The sequence below is a fragment of the Pseudoalteromonas luteoviolacea genome (assembly GCF_021654285.1).
GTDB classification, from domain to species: Bacteria; Pseudomonadota; Gammaproteobacteria; order Enterobacterales; family Alteromonadaceae; genus Pseudoalteromonas; species Pseudoalteromonas luteoviolacea_J.
On record NZ_JAKFZS010000018.1, the window covers coordinates 62,007 to 81,259 of the forward strand.

Annotated in this window: 13 protein-coding genes; 6 read left to right on the forward strand and 7 right to left on the reverse strand. The window is 43.0% G+C overall.

All coding sequences use genetic code 11. From position 1 onward, the window contains the following. Positions 1 to 74 precede the first annotated feature (74 nt). Both L1077_RS17135 and L1077_RS17140 read left to right on the forward strand, forming a co-directional pair. Entirely contained in the window at positions 75 to 1,946 is a 1,872-nt protein-coding gene (locus tag L1077_RS17135; protein ID WP_237138183.1) for a TonB-dependent receptor plug domain-containing protein, read from the forward strand. A gap of 8 nt (positions 1,947 to 1,954) precedes the next feature. Further along, complete coding sequence (locus tag L1077_RS17140; protein ID WP_237138184.1) at positions 1,955 to 2,473, forward strand: PepSY-associated TM helix domain-containing protein; 519 nt, start codon at positions 1,955 to 1,957, stop codon at positions 2,471 to 2,473. A gap of 84 nt (positions 2,474 to 2,557) precedes the next feature. Here the strand turns inward: L1077_RS17140 and L1077_RS17145 are convergent, their stop codons facing one another. Next, entirely contained in the window at positions 2,558 to 3,931 is a 1,374-nt protein-coding gene (locus L1077_RS17145) for an alkaline phosphatase PhoX (protein WP_237138185.1), read from the reverse strand. Positions 3,932 to 4,092: 161 nt separating this feature from the next. Between L1077_RS17145 and L1077_RS17150 the strand changes: the two genes are divergently transcribed. After that, positions 4,093 to 4,581 carry a Fur family transcriptional regulator gene (locus L1077_RS17150; protein ID WP_237138186.1) on the forward strand — a complete coding sequence of 163 codons (489 nt, stop codon included), beginning with the start codon at positions 4,093 to 4,095 and terminating at the stop codon, positions 4,579 to 4,581. Positions 4,582 to 4,647: 66 nt separating this feature from the next. Continuing rightward, positions 4,648 to 5,979, forward strand: coding sequence for a dihydroorotase (locus tag L1077_RS17155; RefSeq protein ID WP_237138187.1), 1,332 nt, complete (start codon positions 4,648 to 4,650; stop codon positions 5,977 to 5,979). A 66-nt stretch (positions 5,980 to 6,045) separates the two neighbouring features. Here L1077_RS17155 and L1077_RS17160 read toward each other — a convergent pair whose 3' ends face one another. From L1077_RS17160 to codB, 6 genes are all read right to left on the reverse strand, one after another. Next, a complete protein-coding gene (locus L1077_RS17160) occupies positions 6,046 to 6,585 on the reverse strand; it encodes an OmpW family outer membrane protein (protein WP_237138188.1) in 540 nt (179 codons plus the stop codon). 178 nt (positions 6,586 to 6,763) lie between these two features. Beyond that, positions 6,764 to 7,177: a hypothetical protein gene (locus L1077_RS17165; RefSeq protein ID WP_237138189.1), complete on the reverse strand. Its 414-nt coding sequence runs from the start codon at positions 7,175 to 7,177 to the stop codon at positions 6,764 to 6,766. Between the two features lie 234 nt (positions 7,178 to 7,411). Then, a complete protein-coding gene (locus tag L1077_RS17170) occupies positions 7,412 to 8,278 on the reverse strand; it encodes a hypothetical protein (protein WP_237138190.1) in 867 nt (288 codons plus the stop codon). 264 nt (positions 8,279 to 8,542) lie between these two features. Then, positions 8,543 to 9,397 (reverse strand): bile acid:sodium symporter family protein, encoded by an 855-nt coding sequence (locus tag L1077_RS17175; protein WP_237138191.1) that lies wholly within the window; start codon positions 9,395 to 9,397, stop codon positions 8,543 to 8,545. 140 nt (positions 9,398 to 9,537) lie between these two features. Further along, positions 9,538 to 12,165, reverse strand: a complete 2,628-nt coding sequence (locus L1077_RS17180; RefSeq protein ID WP_237138192.1) for a TonB-dependent receptor — start codon at positions 12,163 to 12,165, stop codon at positions 9,538 to 9,540. A gap of 189 nt (positions 12,166 to 12,354) precedes the next feature. After that, a complete protein-coding gene (codB, locus tag L1077_RS17185; RefSeq protein ID WP_237138193.1) occupies positions 12,355 to 13,581 on the reverse strand; it encodes a cytosine permease in 1,227 nt (408 codons plus the stop codon). 143 nt (positions 13,582 to 13,724) lie between these two features. On the opposite strand from codB, the gene L1077_RS17190 reads away from it, so the two are divergent. Together L1077_RS17190 and L1077_RS17195 are read left to right on the forward strand one after the other, a co-directional pair. Then, positions 13,725 to 14,957 (forward strand): DEAD/DEAH box helicase, encoded by a 1,233-nt coding sequence (locus L1077_RS17190; protein ID WP_237138194.1) that lies wholly within the window; start codon positions 13,725 to 13,727, stop codon positions 14,955 to 14,957. Positions 14,958 to 15,200: 243 nt separating this feature from the next. Then, positions 15,201 to 19,247, forward strand: a complete 4,047-nt coding sequence (locus L1077_RS17195; RefSeq protein WP_237138195.1) for a carboxypeptidase-like regulatory domain-containing protein — start codon at positions 15,201 to 15,203, stop codon at positions 19,245 to 19,247. Positions 19,248 to 19,253: the final 6 nt, after the last annotated feature.

A 19,253-nucleotide genomic window follows, 5' to 3' on the forward strand; every position in this document is an offset into this window, starting at 1 on the left:
CAGTTAACAACGAAGATGTCCTGATGAGATACCGACAAGACCACATAACAAGTTAATTGAGTAGTTTATTAACGATGAAAACGATATTTTCTTTTTTGTGTGCCTGCGCCCCGTTCGTGGTGAGCGCACATGGTGAACAGTTTGAAGTGATTGAGGTGCTTGCACCAAAAGAATCACTGACAATTGCATCCGCGAATCATACCTCTGCTTATTTAGATGAGCGCTTTACCTTTTCTTTGAACCGAACCATTGCTGATCAATTGACCTCTTTATCAGGTGTTAGCTTGAATGGTCAAGGCGGTCAATTTCAAAGCTATGCTATTCGTGGCTTTAGCCGTGGCAGAATACGGACTGAAATTGATGGCATACCCATTATTACAGACAGGCGAGCTGGTAACTCAGCATCATTTATTGCCCCGTCTTTGCTTAACTTGGGCCACGTGATTAAAGGTCCTAGCTCAGCACTTTATGGTTCACAAGCAATGGGTGGTGTGGTCAGTCTAAGCTCTGAGATGTCAGATAAGACGCAAGTTGCAGGTTCAGTGCAAAGCCATAATCAAGGCGTTAATTTGTCCTTTAAACATCAAAAGGATGATTTTACCTCAGCCTTTGCCTACCAGCATGCCAATAATGATTCTGCCCCCAGTGGGGATGAGTTAAGTACTCAATTTGAGCGTGCCTCAGCTCTTGTGAGGTATAAAGTTCAACACCAAGGCTTTACAGCCACTTACTCTTGGTTACCTAGTTATGGCGAGAGTATTGGTAAAAGTAATGTTAAATATCCGACTCAGCAGCTAAGTGACTATCCTGAGGAGCTACATTCGTTGGCGCAGGTTCAGTTAAACGGTGACGAAAACTGGATGGCGAAGTTTTATCATCACTATCAAAACTGGGATAGCAGGACAGTGAGGTTTGAGCGTTATGGCGGGCTGAGTCAATACCAGGGACATACTCTGGGAGGTCAATGGCTACAGCATATTGACTTGATGGGCAATGAGAGCCATTGGGGGATAGATTGGCTATCACGTAAAGGTGTGAAAATTACCAGCGATTATTTAGTGGTGGATGAGTTTGCACTTAGCCCACTTGGTAATGAGATGAATGCCGATGAAGACAATCTCGCTTTGTATGGTAAAACCCATTGGCAATGGGGGCGCGTTGATTTTGATTTAGGGCTGAGATATGACTGGCTTAAGCAGCAAAGTGAGCAATCCGAAGATGCCACTGACGGTCGCTTAAATGCTTCTTTTGCAGCCATGCTACCACTTTCAGATATTGTCGATCTTGGGCTTGATATTGGCACGGGCTTTCGATATCCAACACTCTCTGAGCGTTTGTTTTATGGTCAAACGCCAAGAGGGCTTATTGTCGGTAACCAAGCATTGGACCCTGAAACCAGTGTTGGCAGTCAGTTATCTTTGCACTGGCACGTATCTGACGAGGTGAGTGTGTATGGTGCTGTTTATCATTATGACTTAGATAATTACATTGATCGCTATGAGACAGCGTCAGGTTATTTGACTTATCAAAACTTGAGTCATGCTCAAATCAGTGGCTTTGAAGCGGAGTTCAGGTGGTACGCCAGTGAATATTTTGAGCACATAGTGAGTTACCAGCAACAGTCCGGTGAGGATAATCATCAACAAAGGCTAGATGATTTGCATCCACGTAAACTGAGCTGGACCATGTTAGTGCATTTCGACAATTGGTCGCTGTCAAACGCATACCGACATACTTTTGGTGCCGATGAAGTGGGTGGTTCTGAAATACAGCGGGACGCTTTTACTGTGTGGGATGTGTCAGTTGAGCATCAATTAACGGATAGACAAACTGTGTCCGTTGTGATTAATAACCTCACAGACGAAACCTATTATGGCAGTTTAGACGAAGATGCTGCTTTGCAGCCTGAGCGCAGCGTTAAATTATCAACAAGTATACAATTTTAAAGGAAGCAATGAGTTTTAATAAAAATAATAGAAGTATTCACAAGTGGGCGAGTATTATTATTTCTATCCCCCTGCTTGTGATCATCGTAACAGGTATTTTATTGCTAGTTAGAAAAGAGTTTAGTTTTATCCAGCCGCCTTCAGCAAAAGGTATTGGCACGATGCCTGAAGTGACGTTTACGCAAATTTTAGACATTGCTAAGTCTGTAGAGTCTGCTCAAATCAAAAGCTGGGATGATGTGAATCGTTTAGATGTGCGCCCTGCAAAAGGGATCACTAAAATCCGTAGTAATAATAAAATTGAGATTCAAATAGATAATCAGACAGGTGAAATTTTACACATTGCAAAACGTAATTCTGAGCTAATAGAAAGCTTACATGATGGTACCTTCTTTGAAAAAAACGCCAATTTATGGCTGATGTTACCTGTTTCTTTTGTGACTTTAGTTATTTCCATCACAGGTATGATTTTGTTCTTTTTCCCTTATCTTAAAAAGCGCCGAAAACGACAAAGCGTCGCCTCATGATTTTTACTTTAATAATCTAATTGAATTTAAAAATCACGTTTGCAGCCAGCAAGTTCAGAAAAACTGGCTGCAATTTTCTTCAAATTAAGCTTGATAGCTTGACCAATCTCCTCGAATTGCCAATGTCTGGGTGGGTGAGTAAATATTGACAAATAAGGTTGACCCATCAGGAGAAAAGCAGGCGCCTGCAAGCTCAGTTTTGGCGCGCAGCTTAGCAAATGGATATACCTCGCCTTTGGGCGATACACCACGCAAGTGATTATCAGGTAATAAAGTATATTGATCTTCGCAAATGAGCAGGTGTCCTTGCGGCGTGACCGTGAGATTATCGCCAAAGTCATACAGTGATTTATCACTGCTTTCTAAAAACAATTGAATTTGCCCCGGATGCTTGGTTTCTTGTGCGGTGCCTTCATAGGCTGAAGGTTGATAACGCATGATTTGCCCTAGTTGTTTTTCTCCGCCATTGGTGCAACAAAAATAAAGCTCATTGTCGCCAAAATGAATGCCTTCGCCCCGTGCAAATACAGCTGCACCTAAGTCATATCCGCGTAGCCGTAGGTCATCTTCAGGGCTTTGCGGGTTATCCAAGGTGATCCACTCGCTCTCGTACCAAGTTGATAAAGGCATGTTAGCTTGTGTCCAGTTACGGGTGTCAAACTGTCGAGTGTTTCTAAGCACGAGGGCTTGCAAAGTACCGCCGAACGCCAATTTGCCTTTTTGCTTAGGAATAAAGCGATAGAAGAGACCATCACCTCGGTCTTCGGTCAGATAAACAATTCCTGTTCTTGGGTCTACCGCGGCAGCTTCATGGTTAAAGCGGCCCATGTCCACAAGCGGTACTGGTTGAGTTAACCCTTGTTGATTTGCGGGTACTTCAAAAATGTAACCGTGATCTTTTTCCAGTCCGTCTCCTGCCAGTTGTACTGTTTCTTCACAGGTTAACCAAGTTCCCCAAGGGGTTGTCCCGCCAGCACAATTTCTAATAGTGCCGACGAGACTATAATATTGCTGTTCAATATGCTGAGTCTCAAGGTTATACACCATGGTTGTGGTGCCCCCGGGCAGTGCAATGTCTTTATTTAAACGGTCATAAGCGTTATCGGTACGATGCGCGGCAATATCTGGTGCTGCATTTTTTAAATGCTTTGGGCTGAGTTCATGGTTTCTGATTAAAGCGACGCGTTTTTCATCTAATCCGATACACCCCATGCCATCGGCATTGTCTAGCACACTGAGCCCATCATCCATTTTGTCATGCAAAGTAGAGATAATTTGGTAACTAAACCCATCAGGTAAGTCCAACAGGCCTTTGGGATCTTTGATGAGCGGGCCATAACCTGTGGTAGTTGGAGTGGGTGTGATAGAGCGCTTTTGCGCGCAACCTAACATGCTGCTGTTTAATCCGACAAATGCAAGTGCAACCGTCCCTTTGGTGAATTGTCTACGTGTGACCATGCTTACTACTCCCAAAGTCGTTAACGTAATTATCTTACCCATGTTATATGTTTTTTTCGTGGCATAACGGTGGATTGCACGAAAATAAGTGATTCATTTAGGTATTTTGTGGTATGTTATAATGTAACATTAATTGTGGTGTGGCAAGTAAATAGGGTCTTATGAGTCAAAAAAATAATAAAAATAACCAAGAAAGTGAGTTTGTCGAAATTTTTAATTACGCTGGCATCAAGCCTACTGAAAAAAGAATAGCTATTTTCAAGGGGTTAAAGATGGCGGGCAAAGCGCTATCACCCTATGATTTGGTTCAGTACTGTAAGCAAAATTTGGGGCTTACCTTGCCAGCTGTCTCCATTTATCGCATCTTAGACTTGTTAGTTGCAGCTGACTTGGTCCATAAGTTGGATACCGTCAACAAATACATCTGCTGTACACATATCGATTGTCATAAACCCCATCCACATACTCAGTTTTTAATTTGCTCCCTGTGCCAAAAAGTAGAAGAAGTGCATATGCCTGCTGAGCTAATGGCGCAATTATCTGCGCAAATTCAATCTCATGGCTATCAATTAAACTCACCTCAGTTTGAGTTTCAAGGTTTTTGCACAGATTGCCAGGCACTGGAAGAAGAGGCGGTCTCGAACGCCTAAAATGTCTTTATTTATAAGGGCAACAGAAAACTTTATTGTTAACGCGTGTCTTAAGGTGAAATAGAAATGTCGAATATTCTATTAAAAAATGCCCAGCTGATTAATGAAGGTCAAGTTGAGCACTGTGATGTACGAATTATCGGGCAAAGGATTGATAAAATTGCCAGCAGTATTACACCAACGGATATGGAACAAGTTATCGACTTGCAAGGAGACTTTTTAATTCCGGGCATGATTGATGATCAAGTGCACTTTAGAGAGCCAGGTCTTGCTTGGAAGGGCACCATAGGCACTGAATCTCGCGCAGCAGTGGCTGGTGGTATTACAAGCTTTATGGAAATGCCCAATGTGAGCCCGACAACGACGGATAAACTGGCTGTGGTTCAAAAACATCATATTGCCGCAGAAACATCAGTAGCTAACCACTCGTTTTATTTAGGTGCAACACCAGATAACTTAGATGAAATTAAAGCCTGTGATCCAAGTTTTATATGTGGTGTGAAAGTATTTATGGGCGCATCCACAGGAGATTTGCTGGTTGAGCACCCAAGTGCCCTTGAAGCGATTTTTAGAGAATGCCCAGTACTGATTGCGACGCACTGTGAAAAGGGGGATGTGATCAGCGACAATCTGGCAAAGCTGGGTGGCAGAGAGTTGACCATCGAAGACCATCCTGTTATTCGTGATGCCAATGCGTGTTACGAGTCGTCTTCTTATGCGGTGAGTCTTGCTAAAAAATATGGCACTCAGCTGCATGTTCTTCATTTGACGACTGCCAAAGAGCTGGATTTATTTGCCCCAGGACCAATTGATAACAAGCAAATTACCGCAGAAGCCTGTGTGCATCATTTATGGTTTAATCAAGATGATTACGGCAAATTGGGGAATTTGATCAAGTGTAATCCTGCCATTAAAGCGGAATCAGACCGACTTGCATTGATAAGTGCTTTAAACGATGGTCGTTTAGATATCATAGCGACAGATCATGCGCCGCATACTTGGGATGAAAAACAGCAAGCATTCGCACAAGCCCCTGCGGGTCTTCCCTTAGTACAACATGCGTTGCTGACGTTATTTGACCAAGTGAAACGTGACACCATGAGCTTGACTCAAGTAGTTGAGAAAACTGCACATAACCCTGCTAAGCGCTACAAAGTTCAGCAACGAGGTTTTATCAGAGAAGGGTACTTTGCCGACTTAGCGGTGGTGAGTGCGAAAGCGGGAGACACGGTACGTCATGACAATACGTTGTACCATTGCCAGTGGTCACCGTTTGTGGGCCATCAGTTCTCTCATCAAATTCGCTATACGTTTGTCAACGGCCAATGTGTTTACAAAGATGGCGCGGTCATTGAAGTAAAAGACAACGCAATGCCACTGGTGTTTGAGCGGGACTAGTTGTATTTATAGTCAGTGAGCGACGGCTAAATTGTTGCTCACTGAATTATTTAACGTTTAGCCTAATCAAAAGTGGTAAACGGCTGACAGTTGCAGCGTGAGTGTATCGTTATCAAGGTTATTGAATTCACCTGTGCCGCTTTCTGCATTGAGTGTTATATCTTTCATTTGCCCATACCTGACTTCGCTTTGCCAAGACCAAGTATCATCTACTTTGAACAACATGCCTGCAAATACTTGGTATCCGGTGTCGCCATCACTGGAATAGGAGCGCTCAGACCCTTGCTCTTCTAGATCAATGTCTACCTCTTGTGCCCAGCTTACCCCAGCGCCAATATAAGGCTGCCATGAGCTGGATGTATTGAATACATAGTAAGTATTAAGAAAAAATAAATTTGATGCAACGTTGCCTTCATAGGGTGCGTTAATCGACGGCAATGTGGTATTTGATTCATTGCTTCGATATTCCCAAGCCAGTTCTATTGCTAAATTGTTATGTATGACATAACCGACACCAAGCCCTGATACAAACCCGCCATCAAGTTGTATATCGCTATTGCCCGTCTGACTTTCTACATGTTGTGCGACGAGCGTCATATCTGACATTTGACTCAGCCCAACGTAAGGCCTGACAAACCAATCATGTTTTGCACTGCAGATTGGGGGAGAGTACTAAACAACAGCAACCAAAAGAGAGTAATGTAATATTCATGGCTAGGGCTCCATTATTAGCTCCATCTGCTATACGAGAGAATAAAGTATTTAGATTAAAACTTGGCCGGTGCTATTTAAATAAATCTTTAAATTGGTCCCATATTCCCAAAGACTCATTAGGGAAAAGATCAATGCCCAGCCAAGATTTAAGTAAATACAAGATAACGAAAACAAGCCCGAGGACCATCATTCCAACAATGGTTAATGCAGTTACAAACACCATGGCGGCGGTAAAGCGTTCCGTTGAGTTTAAGCTGCGCTTATTCACACCGCCAAGAAATACAATATAAAAACTCCATGGTAAAAATGGAAAGGCGAGTGTCGGTCTAAAGTCAATCTGGTGGTTATTCCAACCTCGCGTATTGATGACTTTATCCAGCGCTTTTCGCTGTTTATAGGTAAAGCTGGCGGCAACTTCGGGGTCCATCTTGCCAAGCAGTTGTTTGACGTGAGTGTGGCGTTGCTGGGATTTATGCACTGTCATTGAGTCTCCTTAGCCTAAGATCAAGTAAAAAGCTGCATGTGTAAAAACGGCTTAGCTAAATACTCACATGATCCATCGACTGTCTTTTCATATCGATTGGTTACATCCTGCTATCATTAGCAATGATAGTCGCTATTTTCCCACTCAACCTGAATTTACTCTTAGCTGTGTAGTTGTAGGATTTATAATTTCATCATGTTGATGACATATTGAATATCCGCCCCTTTTTCGAGGCTAAAATCCTAATGCTTGGTCAACTTTGCTTTTAAAGCGACGAAACATCACTGATGCTTTGGAAGGCATGTGTGTTTTTCGAGAGTAATCTATAGGCATTATTTGAGGTAACTGACCTTTTCGCGCAAAAGGGATCGTTTGAATTGCTAGATTGTTATTACAGTGACTGCCAAATAAATATGAGAGCGTTGGGTTTGCATTGTTTAATAAAGCACGAGTTTGATGAAACTCATCTAGCTGTGTTTTTGAGTGTGCCCAGCCATTGGTCTGTACAGATAGCTTTAAAACGCGTTGCTTTGTTGAACCGTTCTTTTCATGTAGGCGGTGGTATAAATCTCGATTCCATAAAAAGCAGGTGCCTTTTTGCCCCTTCAAATTACAGTAGTTTAGATTACTTTCAAGTGGGCCTGTTGCATATCCAGGTATAATCTCAAAGGCACCTTCATTGGTTTGTTTGACATCATTGAGATAGATATAAATTGAGAATGGTCGACAGCCATAAACCGATTTGATATTTGGGTCACGACTGTCTTTGTGCCAACCCTCTAAAGGGTCACAATGAGTTTGGTTAATCGCTTGACTCCAATCTATCTCAAAGCAGTGGCATTGAAAAAGTATGGGGCAGGGGTCCAGCACAGTAATGGCGTTGAGCAGTTTGTTGTTTAACACATCATCGAGAATGCCGAGCTCAACAAGCTCATCTGAGTACACATAACGAGTTTCCGGCGATTGACGGTCATGAAAAATGGGGTCTAACAACTCATTCCATTTATCAATTATTTGCTGTGTATATATGTTTTGAAAAGGGAGCAGTCCATGCTTTAAATACATTGTTTGTAAAGACAGCTCTCTGTTATCTAATTTCATTGTGATGTACCCATGGCGATATATCTAGCGTATATAGAAGTGAGCGAAACTCATGCCATGATGGACGTTTTGAAAATGTTTATATATGTTAGGTGCTTATAACTTTTAGGTGGTTTTTAGCTGTGTGTGGTAATTGGATGTTTGCAATCTAATAATGCAAAATGCGAATTTTAGATGGTGTTCAGGGGCGCTTTTTTGATACGGGAAGGGGAGAGTAGTATTGGATAATAAACAACACTACTCTATACAATCACATGGCGAGTCTTATGCTTTTTTGATTGCCCAAGCGGTATAAAGCCCCGCACTGATGAACATAAATAGGCCGTAAATACTTGGTGCGATAGACATGACTTCACTATTTAATAAGCCGGTTGTCACCAGAAGTGCTAACGTCCCGTTTTGTAAACCAACCTCTAAAGTAATGGTGCGTGTTTGTGTGGCATTATGTAGTAAAAAGTGGGCAACTAACAAACCTGCCACCATAGATAGTAAATTTAGTGCGATAACGGCGGGGCTTGCCATGACAAGATAATTAATTAGTTTATTACCTAACTTAAAGCAAATACTGACGATCACTAAAAGCAATACTGCAACAGAAAACCAACTAATATACGGGCTCGCTTTTTTTGCAAATTCGGGCCACTTGGCATGAATGGCCATACCAATTAAGACCGGCACAACACCGACAACAATGAGTTGTAGCCAAGCTTTTAAAATTGGAAACTCAATCAAGGTGTCATTTTTGCCGTAATAACCAATTGCCCATGCCGCTAAAAAGGGCAGGGTAAATGGGGTAATAAAGCCCACAACAGCAGTCAAAGACACAGAGAGCCCGACATCGCCTTTGGCTAAATAGCTGTACAAATTTGAGGTTGTACCGCCCGGGCACAGGGCTAAGATAAATAAGCCAATGGCAAGCTCGCCTGTAAGCCCTATTAAGGCAATCACGGCAATAGCGAGTACAGGCAGTAAAAGTAGCTGGCAAAAAGCACCGATGAAAAAGCTTTTTGGTTGTAAGTATACGCGTTGAAAGTCTTCAAGTTTTAAGCTTAACCCAACGCCTGCCATGATAAAAATGAGCGCGACGGGTAAGCCTATTTCAATTAAAGCGGGTGGCATGTCGTTATCCTTGTTAGGCCAAATTATATTTATATTAACAAGTTATTTAACATGTCGTCATACCGAAATAAACAGGTAGGATGTGAAGGTTCTATGACGCAGTGAGGTGGTGACAAGCGTAGGCTTGTCACCAAAGGCGCTTAAAATAGATAAGTGACTTTGAGATAACCGCGTCTGCCAACCGTGTCGTAAGTAAATACATCTGTATTGGCATCATTCCATGAGGTCAAAAACGGTGGTCGTTTATCAAATAAGTTGTCTATGCCCAAGGACACAACAAGTGTGTCAGATACCGTATAACCCAATTGCACATCATGATAAAGGATACTGGGTACTTGGCTGCCAATGGGTCCGCCTTCGTTTTCATCTTGGGCTTTACCGATATACTGTATGCTATAGCTGCCTTGCCACTTTGCAGCAGCGACATTGGCAGTTAGATTAGACTTCCACTTCGCAAAGCTTCCCCTATCTGAGGTGATTTTGCTAAGTAACACTTCTGTTTCTGCGCCGTCAAAAGCGGTGTTTTCATGCTTGAGCAAGCGCGTTGTATCCCAACTGAGTTTGTAGTCGAGATGCTTATAATTAGACGCAAATTTGATGTTTAAATCTATTCCTGAGACTTGTTCACTGGCGGCGTTCATCGGGCGCTTTTCAAGTAAGGTGACTTGGTGTGTAATAGTATCTCTGGTAATGCTATCGCAATAAGCTTTGTAGGCAAGTGGATCGCTGTAGCAAAGGCGCAGCATGTTAGAACCAGACACACTATTGATGGCGTTATCAACGTCAATATCAAAATAGTCTAGCGTGGCTGAAAATAATCCGTTTTGGTATACCACGCCCAGTGTAAATGTATTCGCAGTTTCTGGGCCGACTTCGGTGTTGCCGCCCACACCTGTACGAATTGTTGAGCCATCTTGTTCAAAGCCATTAGGTACGCCAGCTGCGAGACAGTTATTTAAAATCATGCCTGTTGCGCCGTCGCATGGGTCCATAGTGATGAGGTTTTCGATGTTGGTGCCGCCAAATTGCTCGGTAATGGTTGGCGCTCTAAATGCACTAGATCGGACACCTCGTAACAGCCATTGGTCGTTAACTCGCCAAGTTAATCCCAGTTTATAGGTGGTTTCGGCATCAAAATGCTGATAATCAGAGTAGCGCAGTGCCATATCCGTTTTAACGGATTGCGCGTAGGGTAAGTCACTTAAAAGTGGAATAGAAAGCTCCAAAAATGCTTCTTTGACTTCGGAGTCGCCAGAAATTGCGTCTTCTTCGCCGTTTTGCATCGCAATCGGATCTGGGTCACGCCAGCCTTTTTCTTTACGTAGAGTGATACCCGTTGCAAAGACTAAGCTGCCTGCTTTAAGCTCAGTGATATCGCCTGTCAAATCAAAACTAAGAGATTGAAGTTGGTTGCCGCCAGTTCCTTCGCGTTGGTAAGTAACATAGTCAATGACGTCAGGGCTTAATTCACCGATACCAAAATAATCTCCACAGGGAATGGCGGCATTACTTGCTGTGCTACATACATTTGCATCGAGTGTTTGCGCAACTTTAGTATCGTTAAAGTCATAGCTCCAGCCATCGGTTCCGGTATTTCTGCCCCAGTTATAGCTTGCTTGCCACAACCAGTTATTTGCTAATGTGCCAGAGAGTGCGAATGTGGTTTGTGTGGTGTTGGTTTCTTGATAGAACTCAGGGTTGGGTACTTCAATATTTCGACGACGCTTTAACGTGAGATCTTGTCCAGTAGGGTTGTAAGTAAACAATCTAGAAACGTTGACAGAGTTAAACCCTCTCGGTGTGACGACTTGATCTGACTGTCGATTCGCGTAAAGCACAGATGTATCAAGGACAATAGAGTCAGACAGCTCATAAGAGACAAAAGTCGCTAAATTAAGGCGCTGCATTGGGCTGTATGCATTGAGTGCTTCAAACCAATTGTAGCCGTGCTTGCCATTGTCATAGGCTTCAAAGTGGTCACCATTTTGACCTGCGACTTGGTTAAATTGCACTTCTTGTCCATCAGCCAACAGTGCGCGCCCGCCAATGGTTGAACCAGATGAAATACACACAAGTTTGCCATCCACTTCACTTAATGGACAGGGGTTACGGGTTGATTGTAAGGCGTTACCGTTGTCGACATAATTAATATTAACGGTGACATGGCCTTTATCAAATGAATTGCCGTAAGACAGGTTTAGCTCTGCATTTTCAGCATCTTTTTTGCTGCTTTGACCTACTTTTGCAACCAGTGTCGTGCCTTCAAAATTAGACTTGGTGATGATATTGACCACGCCCGCGACAGCATCGGCACCATATATCGCTGAAGCGCCATCTTTTAAAATATCAATGCGCTCAACGAGTCCCATTGGGATCATATTAAGATCTGGGCTGTCATTAGCACCTGTGCCCCCTGCAACGAGGCGCTTACCATTGAGTAAAACCAGAGTACGTTTAATGCCCATACCGCGCAGATTGACTTGCGCGGTGGCGTAGCCATTGCTAGTCCAGTAGGCATTAGTGGCATTTCCTGCCGGACCTGCTGATGCACTTAAGCTTTGCAATACCTCTTCTAAGTTAGACATACCGGTTATTGCAAGATCTTCAGCAGTTAAGGTGGTTACCGGGCTGGCTGACTCTAAATCGATATTTTGAATTTTAGAGCCCGTTACCTCAACACGTTCAATGTGTGTTGTTTGCTGCGCAGAAACAAAATGAGAGAGGCCAAGGCCGAGTAGCGCAAGAGATAATTTTGAATACGAAAACATAATGAAAACTCTGAAAAAAACTGCGGCGAGTATAATGAAGTTGACCTTGTTTGAGATGTGACAAATTGTCGCAGTACAGGAATTTTCTAAAGACTTTACAAACACTTATTAAAAATAAGCAACAAAGGTGTTGATAATGTAGCCATTAAAAGGGGAAGTGCGGCTGAAAGCCGCGCTTCATATACTTTATTATTCACGCTCTAGTCGGCCAAATGCCGTTTTACTTAGCAGAAAAAAGCTGGTGGCACTGGCGAACACGGCATTAATTGGCGTGATCCCCGGTAGCCAATGGCCTGCAGCGATACCGATAAAAACGCTGATGATGGCAGTCCAGTTTATTGTCCGGCACTGTGCATTTTGCATATTTTGATAGTGCGTTTTATGGGTTAAGTAATGCGTGATCAGCACACCACCAATCGGGGGAATTGCCGCGGATAGAAAGGTTAACCAGCTAACAAAATGATTGTAGAGCCACAATGCGCAAAGTGTGCCGATGAGGCCATTGATGACGCTAAGGTATTTGCTTGAAATCTCTGTGATATTGGCAAACCCAAGTCCAGACGCATAAAGTGCATTATCATTAGTGGTCCAAATATTTAAACCCAGCACAATCATTGCGGGTAATAATAAGCCTTGCAGCATCAATACCTCAGAAATATCAGACTTCCCCGTTGCTGCGGCGCCTGCACCACCAAATACAAACATTAAGCTGTTGCCTATTAAAAATGCGATAACTGTGATCAGCACTGCTTTTTTAGCATTTTTGCCAAAGCGCATAAAATCCGCTGTCAGTGTGCCCGCAGAGATAAACGAACCGACTACCAGAGTGATCGCTTGAGTTTGACTCAGTGGTGAAGTGATTGGCTTAGCTGCCAAACCTGACAGTCCGCCTGCTCCGTCAATCGCTAACCATACTGAGAATCCGCCGAGTAGGGCTATGGCTGGCACCGCTATCATTGAGAGGACCATGAGGGCGGAGATCCCAATATATGCAGTGGTGGTCATTAATATGCCTGCAATGAGAATAAGCCAGTTGATATCAAATCCGGTAATTTTGCTAACAGGCAGCGCAAACATGGCGATACCAACGCCAAACCAGCCCACTTGTGTGCCAGCAAGGAGTGCGGATGGCAGCCATGAGCCTTTCAAGCCAAAAGAAAAGCGCGCAAGTAAATGGGTCGAAAGCCCTGTTTTTGCACCGATATAGGCTAAAAACGCAGTGTATATGGCGAGAATAAGGTTGCCAGCAACAACCGCTGTTATGAAATCAGCTTGTGATAAGCCAACGCCGAGTTTGCCACCTGTCCACATGCTCGCTGAGAAAAAAGTCAGGCCCAGCATTAACATCGCCATGGCAATGGATGCTCGCCTTGCCACTGTGGGTACAGGTTTTAAATCGAATTCATGCGCTGACATAAGGGCTCCATTTTACTGTGTAAGTATAAAGTGTATTGTGAAATTGCAGCACAATTATGGAGAGTTAACTTTATTACACTGTACACAAGTGTGTTCTGGGTTTGTTATACTGGGCGAATCTTTGGCAGTACTAATGGGCACCTATGTCTTTCCAATCTTTAAATCTTGCAGATGAACTCAATCAAGCGCTAGCACAGTTAGAGTTTACTGAGCCAACACAAATTCAAGCGCTGAGTATTCCACTCATTCTACAGGGCAAAGACTTACTGGCCACAGCCCAGACAGGCACAGGTAAAACTGCAGCGTTTATGCTGCCGATCTTAAATACCCTATTGCAAAGTGAATTTGATACGCCCGCAGTACGCGCTTTGGTACTTGCACCGACTCGAGAGCTGGCGCAACAGGTTGCGAAAGACACCAAACGCTTGGCCAAGTTCAGTCACTTAAAGGTGGCTTGCTTGTATGGCGGGGCCAATATTAGTCCTCAAGAAAAGATCTTAAAAGAAGGGGTCGACATCGTCATCGCCACGCCTGGACGGTTGTTGGATCACATGATCAAAGGGACTTTGTCTCTCAATGCCATTTCTCACCTAGTGTTTGATGAAGCTGACCGTATGTTAGATATGGGCTTTATCGGCGAAATTAAGCGCATTATGCGTAAAATGCCTGAAAAGCGTCAAACAATGTTGTTCTCGGCAACAATGGATGAGAGCGTGCTGACGCAGGTAAAAATGTGGCTGAATACCCCTGAACGCGTTGGCGTTGAGCAGCAAAACAGCACGGCAGACAAGGTAGAGCAAACCTTTTATGCGGTAGATGAAGACCGTAAACGTGAACTGATCTCGCACTTAATAGGTAAAAATAACTGGCAGCAGGTGCTGGTATTTACACGGACTAAAAAGAGCGCAGATGAGTATGCAAGTGAGCTGAATAAAGATGGTTTGGCGACGCTTTCTATCCATGGTGATAAGTCTCAAGGCGCACGAGAACGTGCACTAGAGCAATTCAAATCAGGTAAAACACGCGTGCTTGTGGCAACGGACGTTGCAGCACGCGGTATTGATATTAAAGCATTAAGTTATGTCATTAATGCAGAGCTGCCGTATGTCGCAGAAGATTATATTCATCGTATTGGGCGAACAGGCCGTGCTGGAAACAGCGGCCAATCAATTTCTTTAGTGAGTATCGATGAGCAGTGGTTATTGGAAGAAATAGAAGTATTACTCGATACCCGACTCACACCGCAGTGGTTGGCAGGGTATGAGCCCGATTTAACCAAAGAGCCCAAAGACAATCGTAAAAACTCTGCGAAGTCGAGAAAGCAAAGAGATAAAAAGCGTGTTCTAGGGCAGCGCACAAGGCGTAGAAAAAAATAACGGTTTAAGGGGGTCACAAGCCCCTTTTTAATTTCAGAAGTTTATCAACGCTCGTAATGCTACAGTATTTAGCTTGAGCGTGATTTCGGCTAAAAAGGCAGATTAAGTTACCAAAGATGTGGTGTTGAGTAATTATTAACAATTTAATTTTATTTACAATTGTACAATTATCTTTCTTGAATATGTTAAATGATGCATGTACCCTGCGTGCAATTTAATCAATCATAATTTGGGAACAAGCGAGTGACATCAGCAATCTCAAAAGCATGTTTATTTGCATTTTCTTTATTCATCCTCGGTTGCGGTGGTGGCGGCGGTGAAAAACAGCAGCCGGAAACTAATCTGACGGAAACGCCAAAGGTGACGCCAGAGCCAGAACCTCAGCCAGAGCCAGAACCTCAGCCAGAGCCAGAACCTCAACCAGAGCCAGAACCTCAACCAGAGCCAAAGAATGAAGCGCCAATAGTGGTTATTGAAGGCACTTCCTCTGGCCAAGAACAAGAGCAGATAGTTTTGGTTGCCAAATCTTCAGATGTAGATGGCTCTATTGTCAGTTATCAATGGGACCATGACTCAGATATGGTGCTTGAGATAGCTGGAGAGGCAACTGAACAATTAACTCTTAGCACACCTGATATTCAGCAAGATGTCACAGTTACATTCACAGTAACAGTTACAGATAATCAAGGTGCATCAGAGAGCGCTTCACACACAGTGCAGTTTGCACGAAATGAATTTGCATTCCAATTGAGAGGCTTGGTGACAGATCAGCCTATCTCCAATGCAATAGTGACTGCAACGATTGGTAATGAGACGTTCAGCGCAACAGCCGATGCTTTGGGAGAATATACACTTGATATTATTGCTGACGAAGCAAGTCAGGCGGCGCTGCTTCAATTGCATGCGCAGGGCGTTGATGCGCAGTCTCGTGTAGAGTTTATTTCACAATTGCCAAGCGTCGAACTGATACACAGCAAAGTCGGTGATGATAATGTTTTGGACGCTTCAGAGATATTCGGTGTTAATATAACCAATGTAACAACAGCTGAATATGTACAATTATCCGAGCATCAGGGGGCTTTTGACTCGCAAGCTCAGCTGCAAGATGCTCTGCTGATGGTCGATACTGCGGACAAGATAAAGCTAGCAACCTTAATTAAAGCCTTAGTTGATGACAATATTGACCTGATGCCCGCAGAGTTCAGTTCAACACTAACACTGGCTCAAGATACAGCAGGCGCAGATCAACTCTACTCCGAGCTAGAGGTGGCACATCCTGAGTTGCTTAAAAAAGCTGAGGAAGCTTTACTCAAAGATACGACGCTGTTACCTGGTTTAACATCGGAGTTGCTGGGTGACTATACATTGACAATCCCAAATAAAATGCATGGTCTGCTTGTCCACTTGTCATTTAACGATGATGGGACTGGCCAAATTGTTGCTGAAGAAGAGAGAAGCTTTGATTGGGAAAAAATGGGCCAAACGGTTACGCTATCTTTTGCTGAGCCTGTGACCATTGTACCTGCGGGTATTAAATCGGATTACGGCCCTAGCTTGAAAACAGTGCTAAACACTCTAACTTTTGATGTGTTGGAAGAGCGCGGCGGTATCATCACTGTTCATGCTTCGTATCAACATGGGTTGGATCTGGAATTTTTACCAGAACTCATGACAATTGATACAGAAACTGTTGCACATCTCTACAAAACACTGCCAAATCTTCCAATTAGTCGCGATGAACTCATTGGCGTTTGGTATCTTCAACACCACCTGTTAGGTCATAGCTTAAGTGAGTCTGTAAAATTAGAGCTATTGGAAGACGGTACGGCTAACCAAGCATCAGTTAATACAGATTGGCAGTGGCAGCTCAATGGCAGTACGTTAACATTAGAAAGTAACGATAAGACATTAACTTATCAGATTCTAGACTACGCAGATGGGCAGTTAAATACCATGGTAAAAGGCCATGTTTCAGACAGCCTTAGTACACGTAATGGTGCTGTATTTGTAAAACACCAAGCTGTAGATTTCGATACTCTAAACGTCGCCGGAAGTTGGTCTATTTCACGTTCACAATATGATGAACAGCAGTATTTCTTTTTTGACGATAACCGTTATTTTTCAGAACTTGGGAAGTCGAGTGTTTGGGCTCTAGAGCAAGGTAAACTTGAACTGGGTGAGTATTTATGGAATGGCACACACGTAGAGCAATGTGATGTGAGTCAAGCATCTTGCATTTATAACGTCACCGATGAGTTTGAACTGATTGGCATATATGGCAAAGAAGTTGCCATCAATCACAATATACTTCGAACAACGAGTGTGACAGAAGATAAATCTCAGTCATTGTTGAGGTTTTTTACCCTTGATCAAAACCAGGGAAATTGGTCGGGAAAATTAGCGCCTATCGGTTTGGAACAGGTACTATATGGTACTGAAGAAACACTGACATTCGATAAGCATTGCCCTGAAGGTCTATGTCACCCAGTGGCTGAATATCAAGGGAAGACTTATCGAATTGAAGAGCAGGGTTCAGTGATGCTGCTGTCTAATGACGAAACTGGAGAGCAATTGGTATTGGCTGTAAAAGTGTTATCAGCTACGGAACTAGAAGTGTGTATTCGCTCGACTAACGGTCAATGCGATACGTCAAATACTTCTTTATTCTCTACCCTAGGTGCTGAATTAGATTTCAATATTACGATTGAAGGTGAAGGAAACCTACTCGCGCATACTGATAAGCCAAGGCTTGGGGAAACATTATCATTGACTGTAATTCCAAGCCCGGGGTATATGGTCAGTAAAATATCAGGTTGTAATGGCCACTTTGAAGAGCAGAATATGACGTTTTACGTATACTCTCCAGCTGAGTCATGCCATATAACTGCTAAATTCATAAAGTATGAACCACTTGTTGGTGAAAATCGCTTGGTTAGAAAAGGCTTTTATGCGCCCTCTTTCTTTGATTTTAAAATTCTTGCTTCCGGTAGTGGCATGATCGCTAGATCTGGCTTTTATCCATACTTTACTTGGCAGGAAAAAGCGAATGGTGGACTAACCGCACAACTTGAACAACCAACGTATGCAGGTCAAGAAGTCTCTACTTCTGATGCTAGCATTTCATATGATATTGAAATTACTGGCTTTGAATTAATTCGCCATACTGATGGTGTTGAAGTGACATGGCATCGTCAATTAAGTATAGGTGGAGTAGTTCACAGTGTAGATAGCATGACTGAGATGTTAGATAACATAAGCGACTTTGAAAAGATCACACTAACTCATGATGACATGGTAGGTACTTGGTCATTGGGGTATGGAGACAATGAATTCGATTACTTTTCTAAAAATAAGAATAGCGACTATCTACGTTTTTTGTCGACATATAAACTTATCTTAAATGAACATGGTGATGGAGAAATCGTAGATGCATTTGGTCGAACCCCTATTAATTGGGTTCTTGGCGATGATTATCTTGAGCTTCAACAACTGGATGGTCAAAATCATGTGATTCGTATTTCTCTATGGAATAAATTAGATAGCGGTTTTCAATTCAACACTCAGTTGGTTACTGGGAGTCATATGGCGCCCATTAGCAGTGGAACAGGTCTGATGGTAAAGCATCATGTTTCAGCCCCTGATATCATCAGTAAAACGGGAGCGTGGCGTTTTAAGGAAGGCAGTCACTTTGATGTACTGAGAGGGGTGGAAGTCTACGATAATGGTGTTACAAGACTGGGTGCAGATTTTAATTATCACCATACTTCAGTGGAAGGTAATGTTATATATATGGAAAACCTTTGGGATTATAAACAAAATATCATCGATCCAAATTGCTCAATTGATAAAATTGAATGCTCATTGCACTCATCCTTAACATTTGAGCTTATCGCAACAGGCGAAAATAAGTTGTATGTTTTGGAAACCCCCGTGTTTGCACCGGATGCTTTTCCGTCATCGGTGCTCAGAGTGGTAGAGTATAACCCCTCCGGTTTTGAAAAGTTTGAGCATTATATGCTTGCAAAATTGAAATTTAACCAGCAGGTTGGTGATACACAATTAGAATGGCGCACTGGCATAGATCATAGTAGTAATGGGGTAATCATCACTACACCAGATGGTCAGTTTCCAGCGATTCTAGATGAACAAGGCAGAATTGTGTATGACAATCAGGGGGAGAACCATTATTTACAAGTGATTGATGCCAGCCTTGATGGGGTGAAAATATGTCATTACTCTGAACATGATGTGTGTAGTGCTGACAATGAACTGTTTTTAACCTACCCATAGTATATC

What these genes read in the sequence shown, in the direction of transcription:
- L1077_RS17135 (WP_237138183.1), top strand. Translation starts at nt 75, where the DNA reads ATGAAAACGATATTTTCTTTTTTGTGTGCCTGCGCCCCGTTCGTGGTG.
- L1077_RS17140 (WP_237138184.1), top strand. Translation starts at nt 1,955, where the DNA reads ATGAGTTTTAATAAAAATAATAGAAGTATTCACAAGTGGGCGAGTATT.
- L1077_RS17145 (WP_237138185.1), bottom strand. Translation starts at nt 3,931, where the DNA reads ATGGTCACACGTAGACAATTCACCAAAGGGACGGTTGCACTTGCATTT.
- L1077_RS17150 (WP_237138186.1), top strand. Translation starts at nt 4,093, where the DNA reads ATGAGTCAAAAAAATAATAAAAATAACCAAGAAAGTGAGTTTGTCGAA.
- L1077_RS17155 (WP_237138187.1), top strand. Translation starts at nt 4,648, where the DNA reads ATGTCGAATATTCTATTAAAAAATGCCCAGCTGATTAATGAAGGTCAA.
- L1077_RS17160 (WP_237138188.1), bottom strand. Translation starts at nt 6,585, where the DNA reads ATGTCAGATATGACGCTCGTCGCACAACATGTAGAAAGTCAGACGGGC.
- L1077_RS17165 (WP_237138189.1), bottom strand. Translation starts at nt 7,177, where the DNA reads ATGACAGTGCATAAATCCCAGCAACGCCACACTCACGTCAAACAACTG.
- L1077_RS17170 (WP_237138190.1), bottom strand. Translation starts at nt 8,278, where the DNA reads ATGAAATTAGATAACAGAGAGCTGTCTTTACAAACAATGTATTTAAAG.
- L1077_RS17175 (WP_237138191.1), bottom strand. Translation starts at nt 9,397, where the DNA reads ATGCCACCCGCTTTAATTGAAATAGGCTTACCCGTCGCGCTCATTTTT.
- L1077_RS17180 (WP_237138192.1), bottom strand. Translation starts at nt 12,165, where the DNA reads ATGTTTTCGTATTCAAAATTATCTCTTGCGCTACTCGGCCTTGGCCTC.
- codB (WP_237138193.1), bottom strand. Translation starts at nt 13,581, where the DNA reads ATGTCAGCGCATGAATTCGATTTAAAACCTGTACCCACAGTGGCAAGG.
- L1077_RS17190 (WP_237138194.1), top strand. Translation starts at nt 13,725, where the DNA reads ATGTCTTTCCAATCTTTAAATCTTGCAGATGAACTCAATCAAGCGCTA.